Source organism: Micromonospora sp. NPDC005686 (assembly GCF_042871665.1).
Lineage (GTDB): Bacteria > Actinomycetota > Actinomycetes > Mycobacteriales > Micromonosporaceae > Micromonospora.
Map to the genome: position 1 here is coordinate 24,870 of NZ_JBIAIY010000003.1, position 19,316 is coordinate 44,185.

At 71.5% G+C, this 19,316-nt stretch carries 13 protein-coding genes; 8 read left to right on the top strand and 5 right to left on the bottom strand.

Annotated features, from left to right (window positions below; genetic code table 11):
* Nucleotides 1-13: 13 nt before the first annotated feature.
* Both mtnB and mtnA read right to left on the bottom strand, forming a co-directional pair.
* The gene (gene mtnB, locus ACFYON_RS07520) at nucleotides 14-634 is read right to left on the bottom strand and encodes a methylthioribulose 1-phosphate dehydratase (RefSeq protein WP_354864398.1); all 621 of its coding nucleotides are present in this window, start codon (nucleotides 632-634) and stop codon (nucleotides 14-16) included.
* Nucleotides 631-1,665, bottom strand: a complete 1,035-nt coding sequence (gene mtnA / locus ACFYON_RS07525) for an S-methyl-5-thioribose-1-phosphate isomerase (protein WP_354864396.1) — start codon at nucleotides 1,663-1,665, stop codon at nucleotides 631-633. Before mtnA ends, mtnB begins: the two co-directional genes overlap by 4 nt.
* Nucleotides 1,666-1,934: 269 nt before the next feature.
* Here mtnA and ACFYON_RS07530 point away from each other — a divergent pair, with 269 nt between their 5' ends.
* Both ACFYON_RS07530 and ACFYON_RS07535 read left to right on the top strand, forming a co-directional pair.
* Nucleotides 1,935-5,057: an amino acid adenylation domain-containing protein gene (locus tag ACFYON_RS07530; RefSeq protein ID WP_354864394.1), complete on the top strand. Its 3,123-nt coding sequence runs from the start codon at nucleotides 1,935-1,937 to the stop codon at nucleotides 5,055-5,057.
* A complete protein-coding gene (locus ACFYON_RS07535; RefSeq protein ID WP_354864392.1) occupies nucleotides 5,054-6,472 on the top strand; it encodes a class I SAM-dependent methyltransferase in 1,419 nt (472 codons plus the stop codon). Before ACFYON_RS07530 ends, ACFYON_RS07535 begins: the two co-directional genes overlap by 4 nt.
* 62 nt (nucleotides 6,473-6,534) lie before the next feature.
* Here ACFYON_RS07535 and ACFYON_RS07540 read toward each other — a convergent pair whose 3' ends face one another.
* On the bottom strand, nucleotides 6,535-7,092 hold the full coding sequence (locus tag ACFYON_RS07540) for a dihydrofolate reductase family protein (RefSeq protein WP_354864390.1): 558 nt from the start codon (nucleotides 7,090-7,092) through the stop codon (nucleotides 6,535-6,537).
* A gap of 210 nt (nucleotides 7,093-7,302) precedes the next feature.
* On the opposite strand from ACFYON_RS07540, the gene ACFYON_RS07545 reads away from it, so the two are divergent.
* Nucleotides 7,303-8,904 (top strand): MFS transporter, encoded by a 1,602-nt coding sequence (locus ACFYON_RS07545; RefSeq protein ID WP_354864388.1) that lies wholly within the window; start codon nucleotides 7,303-7,305, stop codon nucleotides 8,902-8,904.
* Between the two features lie 90 nt (nucleotides 8,905-8,994).
* Here the strand turns inward: ACFYON_RS07545 and ACFYON_RS07550 are convergent, their stop codons facing one another.
* A complete protein-coding gene (locus ACFYON_RS07550; protein WP_354864386.1) occupies nucleotides 8,995-9,615 on the bottom strand; it encodes a MerR family transcriptional regulator in 621 nt (206 codons plus the stop codon).
* Nucleotides 9,616-10,834: 1,219 nt separating this feature from the next.
* Between ACFYON_RS07550 and ACFYON_RS07555 the strand changes: the two genes are divergently transcribed.
* The 4 genes from ACFYON_RS07555 to ACFYON_RS07570 all read left to right on the top strand — a co-directional run bounded on the left by ACFYON_RS07555 (nucleotide 10,835) and on the right by ACFYON_RS07570 (nucleotide 15,908).
* On the top strand, nucleotides 10,835-11,632 hold the full coding sequence (locus tag ACFYON_RS07555; RefSeq protein ID WP_354864384.1) for an AraC family transcriptional regulator: 798 nt from the start codon (nucleotides 10,835-10,837) through the stop codon (nucleotides 11,630-11,632).
* An 80-nt stretch (nucleotides 11,633-11,712) separates the two neighbouring features.
* Complete coding sequence (cmdF, locus tag ACFYON_RS07560; RefSeq protein WP_354864382.1) at nucleotides 11,713-13,308, top strand: tyrosine 2,3-aminomutase; 1,596 nt, start codon at nucleotides 11,713-11,715, stop codon at nucleotides 13,306-13,308.
* 12 nt (nucleotides 13,309-13,320) lie between these two features.
* The gene (locus ACFYON_RS07565) at nucleotides 13,321-14,658 is read left to right on the top strand and encodes a condensation domain-containing protein (protein ID WP_354864380.1); all 1,338 of its coding nucleotides are present in this window, start codon (nucleotides 13,321-13,323) and stop codon (nucleotides 14,656-14,658) included.
* Nucleotides 14,659-14,669: 11 nt separating this feature from the next.
* Complete coding sequence (locus ACFYON_RS07570; protein ID WP_354864378.1) at nucleotides 14,670-15,908, top strand: acyl-CoA dehydrogenase family protein; 1,239 nt, start codon at nucleotides 14,670-14,672, stop codon at nucleotides 15,906-15,908.
* Between the two features lie 276 nt (nucleotides 15,909-16,184).
* Here ACFYON_RS07570 and ACFYON_RS07575 read toward each other — a convergent pair whose 3' ends face one another.
* Entirely contained in the window at nucleotides 16,185-17,564 is a 1,380-nt protein-coding gene (locus ACFYON_RS07575) for an extracellular solute-binding protein (RefSeq protein WP_354864376.1), read from the bottom strand.
* A 190-nt stretch (nucleotides 17,565-17,754) separates the two neighbouring features.
* On the opposite strand from ACFYON_RS07575, the gene ACFYON_RS07580 reads away from it, so the two are divergent.
* Nucleotides 17,755-19,314: an amino acid adenylation domain-containing protein gene (locus ACFYON_RS07580; RefSeq protein WP_354864374.1), complete on the top strand. Its 1,560-nt coding sequence runs from the start codon at nucleotides 17,755-17,757 to the stop codon at nucleotides 19,312-19,314.
* Nucleotides 19,315-19,316 lie beyond the last annotated feature (2 nt).

The window sequence follows — 19,316 nt, forward strand, 5'->3', positions numbered from 1 at the left end:
CACTGATGGCACGTCATGAGCGGTCGACCAACAACGTGAGCTGGCACATCGCCTCCAGGCATTCCATGCGGTTGCGCGCGATGTCCAGCGTCGGCCCCCACGTGGTCGCCCCGTGATTGCCGATCAGCATCACCGGCGGCGCATCCGCGGCGATGCGATCGAGGACGTCGTCGGCGATGCGGGGCACCTGGGCGTGGTTGTCGAACACCGGAACGACAACCTTGGACGGGTCGGCGAGTCCGAGTCCTTTGATGATCTCCAGGTCCGTGAACGTCACGCTGTCGGCGCCGCGCCGCGCCGCCAGGATCGCGGTCGCGGTGGCGTACGGCGGATGGGCGTGGACGACCGCCTGGGACTCGGCGGACAACCGGTACAGCGCCGCGTGGATGGTGGTCTCGGCCGACGGCCGCGGGGCGTCGGCGTTCACCGGGCGCGCGTCGTCGATGCGGACCTCGACCACGTCGGCGGCGGTGATCGAGCCCTTGCTGACGCCGCTCGCGGTGATGAGCGCGGTTTGACCACCGGGCATCCGGATCGAGAGGTTGCCCGCGGTGCCCTCCAGCCAGCCGCGGGCGTAGAGCGCGGCGGCGGTCTCGGCCAGGGCGTTACCCGCGCCGTCGACGGACCAGGTCATGAGACCGGCTCAACCACGGGCGGTGCCGACAGCGATGTCGTCAGCGGACGGAACGGCCCGGATTCGGTGACGACGGCGGTCACCAGCTCCGCGGGCGTGACGTCGAACGCGGGATTGAACACCGCGGTGCCCGCCGGCGCGACCTCCACCCCGCCGAACGCGGTGACCTCACCGGCCGCGCGCTCCTCGATGCGGATCTCCGCACCACTGGCCAGCGACATGTCCAGGGTCGACTCGGGTGCGACGACGATGAAAGGGACGCCCGCACGGTGCGCGGCCAGCGCGAGCGAGTAGGTGCCGATCTTGTTGGCCACGTCTCCGTTCGCGCACACCCGGTCCGCCCCGACCAGGACGCAGTCCACCATGCCCGAGGCCAGAGCGGCCGGCCCGGCCGAGTCGACCAGCATGCGGTGCGGGATGCCGGCCTCGGCCAGTTCCCACGCGGTGAGCCGGGCGCCCTGCAACAGCGGCCGGGTCTCGCCGAACAGCACCTCGGCCACGTGGCCGGCGTCGGCGAGGACGCGGATGGCGCCGAGCGCCGTGCCCCACGCCACCGTGGCGAGACGCCCGGTGTTGCAGTGGGTCAACAGCCGCAACGGCTTCCGCCCGCACAACCGCCGGACGAGGTCGGCGGCCTCGTCAGCGGCCGCGCGATTACGCTGTTCGTCCTCGACGAGGATCGCGTTCGCCTCAGCGAGCACGGCGTCGGCGCCACTGCTGAGCTTGCCGATCACCCGGCGCACCGCCCAGCTCAGGTTCACGGCGGTCGGCCGCGCGTCGGCTATCCGCCGGGCGTCGGCGCGGACGGCGCCTTCGTCGCAGACGCCGTCGCGTGTGTGCGCCCGCGCCGACATCGCCACCGCGAGCGCGCCGGCGACTCCGATGGCCGGGGCCCCGCGGATGGCCAGGCGTTGGATGGCGTCGATCACTTCGCCCGGCGTGGTGAGCCGCAGCAGCCGGTACTCGTGCGGCAGCGCGCACTGGTCGACAGCCTCGACGACTCCGTCCCGCCAGGCGATGGAGAGACTCATGCGCGTCAGTCTCGCAACCGGCCGGGCGGGCGGGCATCTTCGATCGTGCGGACAGTGCCGAGGGGAGATCTTCGACCGTGCGGACGGTTCGGCCCACGCGGGGCGGCCGTGGCGGTTGAGCAAGGCGGGAGGTGATGCCGTCTCCGGGATCGAGAAGCATGGCGGCATCGACAAGGATGCCGAGACCGGTAGGGGTGGCGATGACCACGAACGAACTCGACCGTGTGCCAGTCGGACCCGGCGGAGTCGACCGCAGGAAATGGGCCCAAGTGGCGGCCGAGGTGCTCGGGTGCGCGACCGAGACGATCGAGGAGCGCGCCGACACCGCCTCCTTCATCGATCTGGGCGGCACCTCCCTGCGGGCGGCCGACTTCGCCGCCCGGGTCGAGCGCCGGCTGGGCGTCGCGCCACCGTTGCGCGCACTGCGGGCGGCCGTACCGCTCACCGAGGCCATGGCGCAGGCGACCGAGTACCGGCCGGTGTCGGCCGGTGACGAGAGCACCGCGGTGGACCGGCCGCTGCTGACCGGCCAGGCCGGCATGCTCCTGGCCGAGGACATGATCGAGGGCCGCCCGGTGCGGGTGATCTACACGGCGGAGAGCGCCGTGCCCTTGAATCCGGAACGGCTGCGGTCGACGCTGGCCGCGCTCACCCGCAACCACGAGGCGCTGCGCACCATCTTCACCTCCGGCGCCACCGCGCGCGCCGAGCGCGAGGCCCTCGCGTCCTCCCACGGCGGGTACGTCGCCGGGTCTCCGGGCGACGACTTCAGCCGACGGGTGCTGTCCAGCTGGGAACCGCGGCTGATCGAGCAGCGGCTGGTTCCGCCGGCCGGCGGTGACGTGGTGGCCATCGTCCACAGTCAGCTCTCGGCCGCGCCGGGGCTGCTGCGGCCGTTCGAGGAGCCGCCGATCCTGTTCGTGCACACCCGGGTCGAGGGTGGGCCCGATCTGCTGAGTGTCCTGTTCCACCACGCGTTGATGGACGGGTGGGCGCTGGGCCGGTTCTGGCACGTGTTCGCCCACGCGTACACCACGGGCGTCGCCGAGCCGGGGCCTTCGCCCGACCTGATCGCGGCCTGGCACCGGGAGATCAGCGAGAACGGGCGGCTGGCAGAGCTGACCCGCCTCGCCGTCGAAGACCTCGCAGGGCTGCCCGAGACGGTGCCGCTGCCCGTGGACCGCAAGCGGCCCGAGGTTCCCGACGTGATGGGCGTGCACCTGCCGTTCGGCCTGAGCGCCGAGCTGCGGAACCGCGTCGAGGCGACCGCGCAGCAGCTCGGCGTGCCCCACACAGTTGTGGTGTGCAGCGCCTGGGCGATGGCCGTGGGTCGCCGGGCCGGTTTGCGGGACCTGGCCATCGGCGTCGCGATGTCCGGGCGGGAGGCCATTCAGCTGCACGACGTGCTCGGGCTGTGCGTGCGGATCGTGCCGGTGCGTTTTCAGATCGACGGCGCCCGTACGGTCGCCGAGCAGTTGCGCGCCTGGGCCGCCTCCTGGTCAGCCGCCACCGGCCGCTCCGAGCTGCCGTTCGAGGAGATCATCCGGGCGCTCGGGAAGGAGGAGGTCCGCGATCGGACGCCGGTCATCCAGGCCGTGTTCGAGGCCCACGACGAGCTGGTGGGCGACCGGCTGCGCGCGGGTGACCTGGACCTGCGGCTGCACGAGGGATACGGCGGCTCGTCCATGATGGAGACGACGCTGTTCCTCACCAACTGGGGTGAGCGGCCGTCGTTGCAGCTGGAGTACCAGCCGAGTGTCTTCCGGCCGGATGAGGCGATCGCCCTGATCGAGGGCTTTACCGCGGCGCTCGAGGAGCTGGTCACGGACCTGGACGCGCCGGTGTCGTCGGTGCGGGCCGTCTCGGCGGAGCAGCGGCGGTGGCTGGACGCGCTCTCCGACGGGCCGGCCACCGACTGCGAGGCGGATCTGTGGCACCTCTTCGAGGAGACCGCCGAGCGCTTTCCGGACGAGGTGGCGGTCGATGACCTGACGTACGACGAGCTGCTCGCCGCCGTGCGTACCCAGGCCGCCGCCCTGGCCCAGATCCGCCCGGGCGACCGCGTCGTGCTGGCCGTGCCCCGCGGTGTCGCCGAGGTCGTGGCCGTGCTGGCGGTGCTGCATCGAGGGGCGGCCTACGTGGCGGTGGACCAGGCCGCCCCACGTGACTGGCTCGCCCAGATCCTCCGCCAGGTCTCGCCGGTGGCCGTCATCGGCGCGCCCGAGGTGGCCGAGCTGGCCGGCCGGCCGTCGATCGAGCCGTGGACGCCGGCGATGCCGCTGGAGCCCGGGCCTGAGCCGGCGCCGGCCGACCCGGGCCGCTTCGCGTACATCGCCTTCACCTCCGGCTCCAGCGGAAGGCCCAAGGGCGTCCCCGTGCCGCACCGCGCGGTGGTGCGCCTGATCCGCGACGCCGACTATGCGCAGAAGGGCCCCGGTGAGCGCTTCCTGCGGGCCGCGCCCCTGGCGTTCGACGCGTCCACCTTCGAGATCTTCGGTTCGCTGCTGTCCGGCGCCGGCCTGCAGATCCTGCCGGACGGACCGGTCGCCCCGACCGAGCTGGCCCGGTTCCTGATCGAGCGTGAGGTCACGGTCGCGTTCCTGACCACCGGCCTGTTCCGGCTCATGGCCGACCACCGGCCCGAGGCGTTCGCGCGTATGCGCCAGGTGATCACCGGCGGCGAGGTCACGCCGCCACAGCAGGTGCGGCGGGTGCTGGAACGCCACGAGGGACTGCGGATCAGCCTCGCCTACGGCCCGACCGAATGCACGACCTTCACCACGATCCACCACTTCGACTCGCCGGCCGAGGTGAGCGACCCGCTGCCGATCGGCCGGCCCTTGGCGGGTACCCGGTTGATCGTACTGGACGACGAGGGTCACCCGGTGCCGCCAGGAGCGGTCGGTGAACTCTGCGTCGGCGGCATCGCGCTCGCCGAGGGCTATCTGGACCAACCTGAGGAGACCGCCCGCGCCTTCGGCGCGAAGGCGCCGGACACGGGCGAGCGCCTCTACCGGACCGGAGACCTGGTGCGCTGGGACGGCCGTGGCCGCCTCATGTTTGTCGGTCGCCTCGACCAGCAGCTCAAGGTACGCGGGTTTCGCGTCGAGCCCGAGGCGGTGGCGCGGCGGCTGCGCGAGCACCCGGGGGTGCGCGACGCGGTGGTCGTCGGTGAGGGCAAGGTCGCCGACCAGCGGCTGATCGCCGGGGTCATTCCTGAGGGCCCGGCCCCGTCGCCGGCCGAGTTGCGGGCCTGGGTCGGTCAGACGCTTCCGGCATGGGCCGTGCCGGAGCTGTGGGCCTTCATCGAGGCATTCCCCCTCACCAGGAACGCCAAGGTCGACCTGCGGGCGCTGGCCGCGCAGGCCGTGACCATGGGGAGCGGGCGATGACCGGCCTCGAGAGCATCCTCGGCACGCACCCCCGGGTGGAGCGCGCGGCCGTGGACGATGGCGTGATCTATGTGGTGCCGGCCGAGGTGCGGCAGCCCGAGTTCGTCACGCGCTGGCGCCGGCTCTACGACGACCTCTACTCCGCCGACTCCGAGGCGGCTGGGCACACCTCCGACTTCAGCGGCTGGACCAGCAGCTACACCGGGGAGCTCATCCCGACCGACCAGATGGAACAGTGGCGCGCGGCGACCGTCCGCCGCGTCCGTGCCCTCAAGCCGTCGCGGGTGCTCGAAGTCGGCGTCGGGTCGGGACTGCTGCTCTGGCACCTGGCCCCCGACTGCGTCGAATACCGGGCCACCGACTTCTCCCCGGTCACCATCGCGAAGCTGCGGGCCCGGCTGCGGAACGCGGGCGTTCCCTGGGCGGGCCGGGTGCACCTGCGGGCGGCCGAGGCCGTCGAGACCGACCGCTTCCCCGAGGGGTACTTCGACACCGTGATCCTCAACTCGGTGACGATGCACTTCCCCGGACACGGGTATCTGCGCCGGTTCATCGAGCAGGCGCTGCGGGTGCTGGCGCCGGGCGGTCGGTTGTTCGTCGGTGACAACCGGAACCTGAGCCTGCTGCCGCAGTTCCTCACCGAGGTGCAGCGCACACGCGACCCTGCGGCCCCGCCGGCGGAGATCCGTGACCGGGTACGCGAGGCGGCCGTCACCCAGCAGTGGATGCTGCTCGCCCCGGAGTACTTCGTCGCCACGGCGCGGGAACTGCCGGACGTAGTAGGCGTCGACATCCAGCTCAAGCGCAGCTCCGCGGTCAACGAACTGACCAGCTTCCGGTTCGACGCGGTCCTGCACAAGGGACCGGCGCCGGTCCGCTCACTCGCCGGTGTGCCCCGGCTGCGGTTCGGCGACCTGCCCGACGGGACCGACCTCACCGGACTCACCCGCCGGCTCACGGAGCGGGCGGGCGAAGACCTGCGGGTGACCGGTATCCCGAACCGGGCGCTGACCGCACTCGTGGCCGCGGCGGCCGCCATCGAGCGCGTCGAGCCGGTCCCGCCCCGGGAGGCATGGGGCTGGCTGCCGGAAGATCTGCATCTACTCGCCGAGCACCTCGGCCGTCGGGTTGTGGTGACGGCATCGGCGCGTCCAGACGAGATGGACGCCGTCTTCCTCGGCACCGACGCGGCGGAGCCGCTGACCGACCTCTACGAGGTGCGGGAACCGATCGAGTCGGCGGCGCACTACCTGAACCACCCACAAGCGGCGGAGCTGGCCGAGGAGATACGCCGCTTCGCCGCCGAACGACTGCCCGAGTCCGACGTCGCCCCGATCAAGGTCGTCAGCGCGCTGCCGCCGGCCGTCGAGACGCGGCTGCGCGCCCTCGGACGGCACGACCGGTCGCGCCCATGACGGCGGATCCAGGTCGGACCGGCCGGCCGGACGACCAGGGGCGGCACGTCCGGCACGGGCGTTCAGAGATCGCGGATTGGCCGGTAGCGGACGGTGAGCTCGGCCAGCGGGTCTTCCTGCAGTGTCGCGCGCAGCCGGATCGGGGTGCCGCCCGGGTTGTCGTACAGTCGGATACCGTCGCCGAGCAGCACCGGTGCGACGTGCAGGTCGATCTCGTCGATGAGGCCGAGCTGGAGCAGCTGCCGGCCGATCGAGGCGGAGTGGACCTCGACGTTCTTCCCGTTGGCGGCCTTCACGGCGATGCGCAACGCCTCGGCGACGTCACAGGTGAGGAACGTGACGCCGGGCGACGGTGTGGCGTCCTCGGGGTGGTGGGTGAGGATGAAGACCGGTCCGTCCCAGTCACCGTAGGGCTTGGTGTCGCCGTACCTGTCGTAGCCGTCCCGACCGCCGAGCACGGCGCCGAGGGTTTCGATGTACGGCTCGATGAGCCCCGGAGTGTCGGAGAGACCGTCCAGCCAGTCCATCGAGTGGTCCGGTCCCGCGACAAAGCCGTCCAGGGACATGGAGAAATGCCAGAGCACCTTGCCGTCGGCGGTCTGTGGCGTGAAATCGTACATGCTGACCCCCAGCCTGGTTGCGGTTTGCAATCGGTGCACCATATGTCAAAGAGGGTCGGATCGCAATCAGTTCGGGGTGGTGGCGGAGTCGCCGGGCGCCACCTACGCAAGCTCGAAGAACATAACGGACATCGACTTCGATAGCCTTGCTCCCTGTTGGAGGCCCGTCCCGGGTCCACCGGTGACGGAACGGACCAGGAGGGATGCCTGATGCGACCCACTGACGACATCGAGCCGGCTGGCCGGGCCGGCAGACGCGAGTGGATCGGGCTGGCGATGCTGGCCCTTCCCGCGCTGCTGCTGTCCGTCGACGCCAGCGTGCTGTTCCTGGCCCTCCCGCAACTGAGCACCGACCTGGGGGCCACCGGTGTCGAGCAGCTCTGGATCATCGACGTGTACGCCTTCCTGACCGCCGGGTTCCTGATCACCATGGGCGGCCTGGGCGACCGGATCGGGCGGCGCCGGATCCTGCTCGTGGGCGCGGCCGCCTTCGGGCTCATGTCCCTGCTCGCGGCGTACTCGACCACCCCCGAGATGCTGATCCTCGCGCGGGCCCTGATGGGTGTCGCGGGCGCCACCGTGATGCCGTCGGCGCTCGCCCTGATCAGCAACATGTTCCGCGACCCGCAGCAGATGGGCCTGGCCATCGCGGTCTTCATCGGCTGCTTCATGGGCGGCGCGGCGGTCGGCCCGGTGGTCGGCGGCGCCATGCTGACCAGCTTCTGGTGGGGCTCGATCTTCCTCATCAACGTGCCGGTGATGCTGGTGATCGTGCTGGCCGGGCCGGCGTTGCTGCCGGAGTACCGTGGCCCGGACGGCGGTAGGATCGACCTGGTCAGCGTGGTGTTGTCGCTCGGCGCGATCCTGCCGGTCATCTATGGCCTCAAGAAGCTGGCGCGCGACGGGTGGGCGGCCTCGCCCGCGCTGGTCCTGGCGGCCGGGCTGGTGATGGGCTTCCTGTTCGTGCAGCGGCAGAAGCGCCGGCGGGATCCTCTGCTCGACCTGAAGCTCTTCCGGCATCAGGCTTTCACCGGCGCCCTCATGATCATGATCATCGGCTCGGTGATGATGTCCGGCATGTCGCTGATCTTCACGCTCTTCCTCCAGTCGGTGCGCGGTCTGACGCCACTGGAGACCGGGCTCTGGAGCGTGGTCGCCGCGGCGGCGCTCGTCTCCGGCTCGATGACCGCGCCGATCCTGGCGCGGAGGATCCGCCCCGGCGTGGTCATCGCCATGAGCCTGGTCGGGTCGGTGGCCGGCTTCCTGCTGATGACGCAGGTACAGAAGACCGGCCCGCTGGCCCTGCCGATCGTCGCCATCGCGTTGGTGTCGCTGGGCGCCGGCGGTTTCGCGTCGATCTCCACTGGTCTCGTGGTCAGCTCGGTGCCCCCGGAGAAGGCCGGCTCGGCGTCGTCGGTCTCGTCGATGAGCGGCGAGCTGGGCGTCGCGTTGGGCATCGCGGTGATCGGAACCATCGGCACGAGCATCTACCGTGGCCTGCTGGATGTGCCGGCGGGCGTGCCGGAGAGCGTTGCGGAGACGGCCCGGGAGAACGTCACGGGCGCGGTCGCCGCGGTGGCCGACCTTCCAAGTGCCACCGGTGCGGCCCTGCTCGACGGCGCACGCGCTGCCTTCACCACGGCGCTGCAGAGCGTCGCGGGGATCTCCGCGGTGATCGCCACGATGCTGGCGGTCGTGGCTGTCACGGTGCTGCGCCGGTTCCCGCCCACGGGCGGGACGCCGGATGCCACGGGCGACGGCGCTCCCACGGCGGGGCCGGCGGTGACCCGGGAGGCGCCGGCCGAGATCTGACGCCACCGCGAACGGAGACGCCACCCCATCGGGGGGTGGCGTCTCCGTTGTGGAGGGCGGGGGGCGAGCCGGGGACGGTGCGGGTGGCCGTCAGTCGAACCGCACGGCGACGTGGTGCTCCAGAGCCATCCTGCGGATCGCGGTCAGCGCGACTTCGAGCAGGACGCTGCGCGCGGCTGCGGCCCCGCGGTTGGGCTTCTCGGGCGAGAGCAGGTCGAGTTCCCGGACGATGAGCCGCTCGGTCGCCTCGGCGTAGGCGGTGAAGAAGTCCGCCTCGCAGTCACAGCCCAGCTGCCGCAGGGTCGCCAGCACCTGCGCCAGGTGGCTGCTGACCGGCGAATCCGGATCGACCCGCCAGCCGTGCTCCTTGATCAGGCTCGCGACGTCCTCACGCGCGGCGCGCAACACGTCGGCGTTGTCCGGCCGCGTGTCCTCCTGGGGCACCTGCGTGCGGTTGACGACGTCGAAGAGCCCGGCGAGGGGAAGCGTCTCGTCCTCGATCGCGGTGAGCAGGGTTCGGACAGTGGTGAGGTCGAGCTGGCCGATGGTGGTGAGCGCGCGGATCAGTCGCAGTCGACGCAGGTGCGCCTCGCCGTAGACGGCCTGGTTGCGGCCGGTCGGCTCGCCGGGCGGGAGCAGGTGTTCACGCAGATAGAACTTGATCGTGGGAACCGGCACGCCGGCCTGCTTGCTCAGATCCGATATTCGCATGGAAACCCCCATATCCCGCGCGCATCTCTTCCTGGATCAGTTCGTCCCGCGAGCCCGGTGTGATTGTACTTTGGAATCGACGCCGACCGGAGCCGGATGACTTCCGGTCGCACTACGTAACTGTGACGGATCGTGAACTCGCCGGCCGGACGGTGCCCGGAGCCGATTATCACTGTCGTTTCTACCGTCGAGTAATAGCGGTTAATTGAGGTGGTTCCAATTCGCGGACGGCGTCGAGGGCGTGAAGTCCGGCGGTACGCGCCTCAGATCGCTGCCCAGCGTGGTGCGTTACGGGCACCGTGACGGTGCCTGGCAGAACCCCAGTGAGTCGCGTCGACAAGGGTCTCCCTCGTGCGGATGGATTGTGCGGGCATGGATATTGTCGAGGCAGCGTGTATCCGATGTCTTCTCAATCCGTGCGAGGTAGTGGAGTGGGCACGCTCCGTAGCGGGTCTGGTGCACTCGGCCCTGCGCCATCCAGGGCTGCGGCGCACGCCGCGGCCGGGTGGGGGCGGCCCGGGGGCCGGGTTGCCGGCGGACCCGCCGGGCGAGCCGACCGCAGGTCGGAGTGCTCGGGTCGGTGGTGAACCGGGGCCGCGCGGCGTCCAGGGCCTGCCGAGGGTGGTCCGGCGGCGGCGCGGCCGGCGCGTGAGGGTCGCGTCGGACGCCGGCGCGGCCGACGCCGTGGGTGGGTCCGTTCGCGGCGAGGACCGGCGGGCGCGGGCGGGCGGCAGCGGCTGACCGTTCTGTACCGATTTGTAATACCGGCGAGGCCTGGCCGGTCCAGGTGGCCGAAGTCGTTTCTGAGAAGAGTCGGCGCACTGGCTGCTAATGGTGTGAAACGTCCGCATTCGAGCGCTTCATGAATGAACACCGCATCAACGGGGTCGATTTAAGGTGCAAGCATTGGCGAGTATCGGTATCTAATCCCGCGGATGCGCTCTAGGCTGGGGATTCTGGCGGCAGCAGATAGTTTCAATATCCAGAACTACTTCATGTGTGCGCTGCGCACTCGGGTGGTAAGTGGAGGGTATTGATCGCTCACAAGGGGTCGGCTAGCCTGTCACCGGGGATCAAGGAGTTCCACATCGATCGATGCTACTGATGTCCCGAGAGCAATTCAGGCGACCATTTTTATGCCGTTTGTGCAGGCGGCCGTAAATTGTCGTCAGAATTGCGCCGCCACTCTAGATTCGTCAACTGCCATCAGGGGGAGACCATGCAGGACGTTGCCGAACGGGCCGTGCTACGGGCGATCGAAGCCATGCACGAGCGGCTGGGCGATGAGTTGACCGTCGACGACCTGGCTCGCGCCGCGATGTTCAGCAAGTTCCACTTCACGCGGATCTTCCAGCGGTTCACCGGCGTCTCGCCCGGCCGCTTCCTGTCGGCGTTGCGCCTGCAGAAGGCCAAGCAGCTGCTGGTCTCCACGTCGATGAACGTCGCGGACATCAGCGTGCGGGTCGGGTACAACAGCGTCGGCACGTTCAGCTCGCGCTTCAGCCGCAGCGTCGGCATGTCGCCGACGGTGTACCGCCGTCGCGCCGGCTACGCCGCCGCCATCCAGGCCGCCACCGACAGCGCGAGCCGCCGATCGAACGCCCGGCTGTCCTGCCGGCTGCGGCTGCCCGAGTCGGACGACGCGGTGATCTTCCTGGGCATGTTCGCCCACCGGATCCCAGAGGGCCGACCGGCGCGCTGCGCGGTGCTGGAGCAACCCGGCAGGGTCGTCTTCAACTCGGTGCCCGTCGGTACCTGGTATCTGCTCGCGCAGTCGGTGTCGCTGGACGGAGCCGGAACCGGGGCGGACATCGCCGACCGGCCCGTGTCGGTCGCGACCTACGGCCCCTTCACGGTGCGGGCCGACTCGATGATCATGGCGGACCTCGAACTGCGGCCGACCCGGGACCTGGACCCGCCGGTGCTGCTCGCCCTGCTCGACGCACGCAAGTACGCGATGGAGCGGATGGGCGAGGCGCAGGACGCCCAGCCGGAGTTCGAGCGCAGCGCCGCCTGACCGGCGTCACTCCGCCGATCGGACGCGGTCCGGCAGTCGGGACAGCGATCATCCGTTCCGCCACACCACGAGGGAGCGTCATGACCACGGTCGGAACCGACGTCCACGTCGCTCTCGACGGTGCGACGCTCGGCCTTCCCGATCTGCGCCGTATCGCCGAGGACCACGTGCCGGTCGCGCTCGCCCCCCGGGTGCTGGAGCGCGCGGCCGTGAGCCGGCAACAGGTCGAGCAGACCGTGCGGCAGCACCTCCCGGTGTACGGGGTGGCCACCGGCTACAGCGAGATGGTGCACCTGCTCACCGAAGCGGCCAGGGAGACCGAGCTGCGGACCGGCCTGGTACGCGGGCACAGCGCCGCCGTGGGACCGCTGCTCAGCGAGCCCGAGGCGCGGGCCGTGACCACCGCACGACTGAACGCCCTCGCCAAGGGGCCATCGGCGGTGCGGCCAGTGGTGCTCGAACGTCTCGCGCTCCACCTCAACGAGGGTCTGACGCCGGCCGTGCCGGAGACCGGGTTGCTGGGCGCCGGCGGGGACCGGGCCGCGCTGGCCCACCTGGTCGGCGCGCTGCTCGGGGAGGGGCACCTGCTGCGGGGCGGGGTGCGGACGCCGGCCGGGCCGGTGCTGCGCTCGCTGGGCATCGAGCCGCTGCGGCTGGACGTCAAAGAGGGCCTGGCGCTGCTCAACGGCACCTCGGCCATGACCGGCGTGGCCGCCCTGGTGGGCGAGCACGCGCTGGCGCAGGCACGGCACGCCGAGATCGCCGCGGCGCTGGTCGTCGAGGTGCTGCAGGGCTCGCCGAGCCCGTTCCAGGCGGCCGGCCACGAGGCCCGCCCGCACGCCGGCCAGATCGCCAGCGCCGCCAACATGCGCGCGCTGACCGGTGGCAGCCGACTGATCAGCGACCACGCGGACCGCCGTCGGCGGGTGGCTGCCAGGATGACGGGCGGCAACGGCGGCGGGGCCGTGTTCGGCGCCGACGTCGTGCTTCAGCAGGCGTACTCGTTGCCCTGCGTCCCGCAGGTGATCGGCGCGGTCCGGGACGCCCTCGGGCACGCCAGGCGCACGCTCGAGATCGAACTCAACGCGGCCGACGACAGTCCGCTGTTCCCACCGGACCGGGAGGCGCCCACCGGCCAGCCGGTCGCCTTCGTGATGGACTTCCTGGCCATCGCGCTCACCCGGCTCGGCGTGTCCTCCGCCCGGCGCAGCAGCCGGCTGCTCGACCGGCGGGTCGACGACGGCCTGCCGGAGATCCTGATCAAGGGCGGTCCCGGCGCGCGTCCCGGCGCCGCCGGCACGCGGTACCGGGCCACCGCGTTGGTCGCGGAGAACCGGACGATCGGTCCGGCCAGCACTGGCGATCCGCCCGGCGACGACGACGAGGACCCGGCCAGTACGGGGTTGGTCGCCGCCTGTAACTGCCGGCGGGTCCTGGGCAACAACTTCCTCATCCTCGCTCTGGAACTCCTCGCCGCCGCTCAGGCGGTGGACGTCTCCGGGTGCCTCGACCGCCTGAGCCCGGCTGCCCGGGTCACCTACGGCACCGTCCGGTCGCTGGTACCCACCCTCGCCGGCGACCGCTATCTGGCCGACGACGCTCAGTCGGTCGCCGACGAGTTGGCACGCGGCACGTTGCTCGACGCCCTCGATGACGCCGGCATCAACCTCCAGTAAGGAGAAGTTCCCATGACCATCACTTCGGAAGCTCAGCAGGCGCCCAGCGCGCTCTCGCTGCAGCAGCAGTTCCTCTGCCTGTTCGCCCAGGGCTTCGAGGCCGGGCCGTTCGGGCCGCACTACGTGGAGGTCGGCGGGTGGCGGATCCACGGAAGCGTCGACGGCCAGCTCCTGCGCCGGGCACTGGCCGACGTGGTGCAACGGCACGAGGCCCTGCGTACGGTGCTGCACCTGGAGAACGGCGGCGGCACCCAGAGCGTGCTGCCGGCCGGACCGCCCGAGCTGCGAGAGGTGGAGCTGGACGGCTCGCCCGGCGTGGACCGGGACCAGCGCGCCGAGGAGCTCATGATCGACATGGAGACCCGGCCGTTCCCGATCGACGAGGTTCCGTTGCTGCGGGCCGTGCTCGGTCGCTTCGACGAGCAGGACTCGGTGTTGGTGCTCTGCACCCACCACAGCGCCGCGGACGTCTGGTCGCTCCAGGTGATCCTGCGGGACCTGGCGGAGTGCTACGCGGCGCGCGTCGCCGGGGACGAGCCGCAGCTGCCCGAGGCGACCCAGTACCGCGACTACGTCTCCGCGCAGCAGGAGGAGGCCGCGGGCCCGACGGTGGCGGCCGCACGGACCTACTGGCGTGAGACGCTGCGCGGCGCCCGGATCCTGGTCGAGCCGACGCACCGCAACGAGCAGGCCCCGGCGACGAGTTACCACCGCTTCACCACCGACGCGCACCTCAGCACCGAGGTGTCCCGGCTGGCCAGGGAGACGCTCAGCTCGCCGTTCATGGTGCTGTTGGCCGCGTTCGCCGTCTTCGTTCACCGGCGCACCCAGGCGACCGACATCACGGTGCCCACGTTCGCCCCGGGTCGCCAGCGCGGCTTCCAGGCCACGGTCGGGTCGTTCTTCAACTTCCTTCCGCTCCGGGTGGACCTGCGCGACTGCCGCTCCTTCCGGGATGTCGTCACCCGCACCAGGACGGCCTGCGTCGGCGCCTTCAAGCACGAGCTGCCGCTGCTGCACGTGCTCGCCGAGGCGCCCGAGCTGATGGCCTCGGTGAGCCCCGACGCGGTGCCGTGCCTGTTCCAGGCCGTCCAGCCGCCGTACCTCATGCAGGGCAAGCGAATCGGCGACCTGGAGTACACGGCGATCTGGCGGCGGGTCAAGCCGCAGCCGGTCGGCTCCGAGACCCCGGACGGCATCATCTGGTCGATGCACCTGGGCAAGACCGAAGTGGTCGGTGGGCTCAGCTTCAGCCGCCACCTGTTCGATCGCGCCCAGATCGAAGAGCAGGTGGCCGGATATCTCGGTGTGATCGGCGAGATGGCGGCCGACCCGGACGCGGCGATCTGAGAGGTTGACCCATGACCGTCACCGCAAACGACGTGCAGGGCGTGGCCCTGTCATCCGAGTCCGACGTCACCCCGGCCGTGCTGATCGAGCGGGCCAGGGCGCTGGCGTCCACCCTGGTGGCCCGCCAGCGGGAGACCGAGGAGCGGACGTACTACGCCGAGGACACCCACCGGGCGTTCCGGGACGCGGGCCTCTACCGCATCACGGTGCCCAAGCGCTACGGCGGCTACGAGTTCGGCTTCGACACCTTCCTGCAGGTCGTGATGATCCTGACCCGGGCCTGCGCGTCGACCGGTTGGATGTACTGCCTGGGCGCGGCGCACTCGCTGTTCGTCGGCACCATGTTCGGGGAGAAGGCGCAGGCCGAGATCTTCAAGGGCGGTGACTTCATCGCACCGCTCGTCAACGCCCCGCACGGCACGGCCCGGCGCGCGGCGGACGGCGGCTGGATCCTGAACGGCGTCTGGAAGTACTGCTCCGGCGCGCCGTACGCGACCCACCTCATCGGCAACACGATGATCGTCGAGGACGGGCAGCCGCCGCGCCCGCTGCTGTTCATCGCGCCCCGCGACCAGTGGGAGATGCTCGACGACTGGGGCTGGCAGCTCGGCCTCAAGGGCAGCGGGTCGCACAGCATCCGGATCTCCGACGGGCGGATCCCCGGCCACTTCGGTCTGGAGCTGGACTTCAACGAGATCTCGGTTACCGGTGGCACCCCCGGGCGTGACCTGCACGAGCACCCGCAGTACGGCGGCGCGCCGGCCAGCTCGATGGCCCTGGAGGGTGCACACATCGCGGTCGGCATGTGTCAGGGCGCGCTCGACGCGTACACGGAGTTGATGTTCTCCCGTCCCACGATCCTGCCGCCGTTCCCACCCCGGGTGGAGGACCCGGACTTCCAGCTCTGGTACGGGCAGGCCAGCAGCATGATCGACGCGGCCGAGACGCTCGTGCTCGCCACGGCGCGGCGCTGGCACGAACTGTCCGAGCAGCCGCTCGGCGCGTTCACCGCCGAGGAGGACCTGCGGATCGCGTTGACCTGCCGAGAGGCCACGGCACTGGCCTGGCGGGCCGTCGACGAGATCATCCAGCCGACCGGCGGCAGCACGTCCGTACGGGAGGGGGAGCGCCTCGAACGGGTCTGGCGGGACCTCTCCACCGGTCGCACGCACGTCAGTTCCGCCGTGCTGCTCACCACAATGGCCAACCGCGCGTACACGCAGATGCGGCTGCAGCGCGAGCGCGGGTGACGGTGATCGCGGCGCTGGGGCCAGGCCGGCGTCGCCGGCCGCGGACACCGTCCGCCGGCTGACGGCGACCGGCCGGGGCGCACCGGGTCGGTGACACGGATTCGTGTCATCGCCCGGTGCGCCCCCGTTTCCCCGGTCGGACGGCGCGGCCCAGCCGTGGTGTGCGTCTCAGGGGGTGCCCCTTGCCGAGAGCCGGCGCACCGGCCGGAAAAGGCGCCGGCCGCTGCCTTCCAGTCAGGAAGGCAGCGGCCGGTTCGGGCCGACCGTGACGGTCGGTCAGGCGCCGAGCCGGAGCCGCTCCGGCTCCGACTGCAGCAGCACCTGCGGGGCCTGGCCGTCATTGGCGGCGCCCGCATCCACGCGACGCGCGTACTCGTCGAGCAGTTGCTGGGCCTGGTCGTTGGCCTGGCTGAATCGCGCGACCAGGTCCGCGCCGCCGACCAGTACGTCGTGCATGGCCTGCACGGCCGCGCTCTGGATGGGCAGGAAGTTGCCCAGCACCGCCCCGCGCGTGGCGGGGGAGTCGAGACTGCTGCGGAGCTGGTCGACGGCGGCCCGCTCGTGTGGGTTCCGGTCGTACCAGCCCTCGCTGGCGAGCAGGGCGATCGACGCCTCGGTGGAGGGGATGAACGCCCGCCCGTGGTCGTAGACGGCCCGGGCGTTGCGCGGGTTGTTCAGGAACTGCATGAGGGCCAGCGCGCCGTCCCGGGTCCGTTCGTCCAGCCCGTCGCGCAGCCACAGCGACTCACCGGCGATCACGCTCCCCGCGTAGCCGGCCCCGTCGTTGTACGGCATCGGGCTCGCCTGCACGTGGAAGCCGGCCCTCCGGGCCGCCCGCACGATGGGACCGGCCTCGACCGAGGTGCTGACCAGCATCGCCGTGTCCCCGGCGGCGAACGTCTCCATGCAGCCCCACCAGTCCGACGACTTGCCGGTGTAGAGGTAGTGGCCGGCCCGGTGCAGGTCCCGCCACCAGGTCGCGTAGGCCAGCATCTCCGGGGACGTGTAGTGCATCTTCTCGCTGCGGCCCGACCGCCCGTTGTCGTGGTCGGCGATCAGCCCGCCCTGCTGGGCCACGGACTGCTGGAACAGCCAACCGAAATTGGGCCAGGTGATCCCGCCGCGGCGGGCGCCGACGCGGCCGGCCACGGCGGCGCACGCGGCCTCCACCTCCGACCAGGTGGCCGGCGGCTCGGTGATCCCGGCGGCGCGCAGCGCGTCCATGTTGGAGAACAGCAGCAGGGTGGACGTGTTGCGTGGCATCGACCGCAGCTCACCGCCGAACGTGTGGTACGCCCGCATGTTGGCCACAATGTCGTCGAGGACCACGGGCTCGCCGAGGATCTCGTCCCGCCCGCCCACCGCCTCGGTCACCGAGGTGAAGAACGGCCGGCCCTCCGGGTCGCGGAGGTCCTGGACCTCCCGGAGATACGTGTACTGGTACGAGGCGATGTGCGGCGCCGTGCCCTCGCGTGCGGCCCGGGCCATCTCCCGGGGGAAGGCGCCAACGTTGACGGCCTCCACGACGGCCCGGTACTGCGGGTGCCTGCGGTTGAACTCCTCCGTCTGTCTCCGGATCGGGTCGACGAGCTGTTGCCACATCGGCCAGCGGTTCAGCCAGAGCTTGATCGTGATCTTGTCGGCTGATTCATGCATCAGTCCTGCCACCTCAGGTCGGCGCCGGGGATATTCATAGGGTTCTCATGCTCTGCGCCGTCGGCAGCCTGTCGCATCTCCTCGCTTGCCCCGGGTCGTCCGCAGGCGGGCACGCGGGAAGAGGACCCTCCCCGGCACGGCGGGCCAGACTTCAGATCCGGAGGCCGGACCTGAAGTGGAGGAGTCCGCCATGACCGCACCCGTTCTCGCGCCCGGCGCGCCGGTGCACCTGCTCGTCAGGCGCCGCGCCGAGGCCGCGCCGGAAGCCACCGCCGTCTCCTGGGGAGACGCCGCCGTCTCCGCGCGCGACCTCGACCGGCACGCCGCACGGATCGCCGCCGCGCTGGCCGGCTTCTCCGGCCGCCCGATCGCCGTACGGGTGCCCGCCGGACCGGACCGGTACGCGGCGCTGCTCGGGGTGCTGCGCGCCGGCGCCGTCCTGCTGTGGTCCGGCACCGGGGCGGCCGGCGAGCGCGGTCGCGCCATCCTCGACGCGGTGCGCCCGGCCGCCGTGCTGACCGGCGGCGCCGGTGACGAGCTGAGCGACTGGCACGCCGGGCGCACCGGCGTTCCGCAGATCGATGTGACAGCCCTGCCCGACGCGACCGGGACCGAGCCGTCCGTTCCGCCCGACGCGTGGGCCTACCTCGCGCACACCTCGGGCTCGACCGGCCGGCCCAAGGGCGTGCCCCAGACGCATGCCGCACTGGCACAGTTCAGTACCTGGTTCGCCAGCGAGTTCGGGCTGGCGCCCGGCGTACGGGTGGCGCAGTGGGTGGCCCCGGACCACGACCCCGCGCTGTGCGAGACGTTCGCGACGCTGGTGGCCGGCGCGGTCCTCTGCCCGGTGCCCGACCCGGTCCGGGCCCATCCCGGCCGCCTGCTCGCCTGGCTGGCGGCGGAGCGGATCGACGTCCTGCAGACCGTGCCCAGCTTCGCCCGGCAGTTGCTGACCGAGAGCACCGAACGGTCCCGGGTGCCCCTGCTCCTGCGCCGCCTGCTGCTCATGGGCGAGGCCGTGCCCGAGAGCCTGGTCCAGGGGCTCCAGGCCGCGGCGCCCGGGATGGACCTGGCCAACATCTACGGCCCGACCGAGACGGTTGCCGCGACCTGGCACCGGATTCCGCGCGGGTTCCGGGGCACCGTACCCATCGGGCGGCCGATTCCCGGCCGGGACGTGCTGGTCCTCGACGAACGCGACCGCGACTGCCCGCCCGGCGTGGTGGGCGAGATCGTGGTCGGCAGCCCGTACGTGACGCCGGGCTATCTCGGCGACGACCCCGGTGGGCCGGCCTTCCGCGCCGTGCCCGGCCGTGGTCCCGGGCCCTGGTACCGGACCGGCGACCTGGGCCTGCGCCGCGATGACGGGCTGCTGGAGTTCCGGGGCCGCCGCGACCAGCAGGTGAAGATCCAGGGGCATCGGCTGGAACTGGCCGAGATCGAGTCGATGCTGATCGAGCACGGCTCCATCGCCGAGTGCGCCGTGCTCGCCGTGACCGGCCCCGACGGCATCGTCACCAAGCTGGCCGCGTACGTGGTGCCGCGTGGGGAGCCGAGCCCGGCGCAGTGGCGCGCACACATGCGGCAGCGCTTCGGTGACGTGATGCTCCCGATGATCTTCCGGGTCGTGCCGGACGCGCTGCCCCGTAACGAGACGGGCAAGGTCGACCGCCGCCGGCTGACCGGACCGGACCAGCCGCCGGCGCCGGCCGACGGACGAGACAGCAGCTCAGGAGATGCGTCGCGGTGACC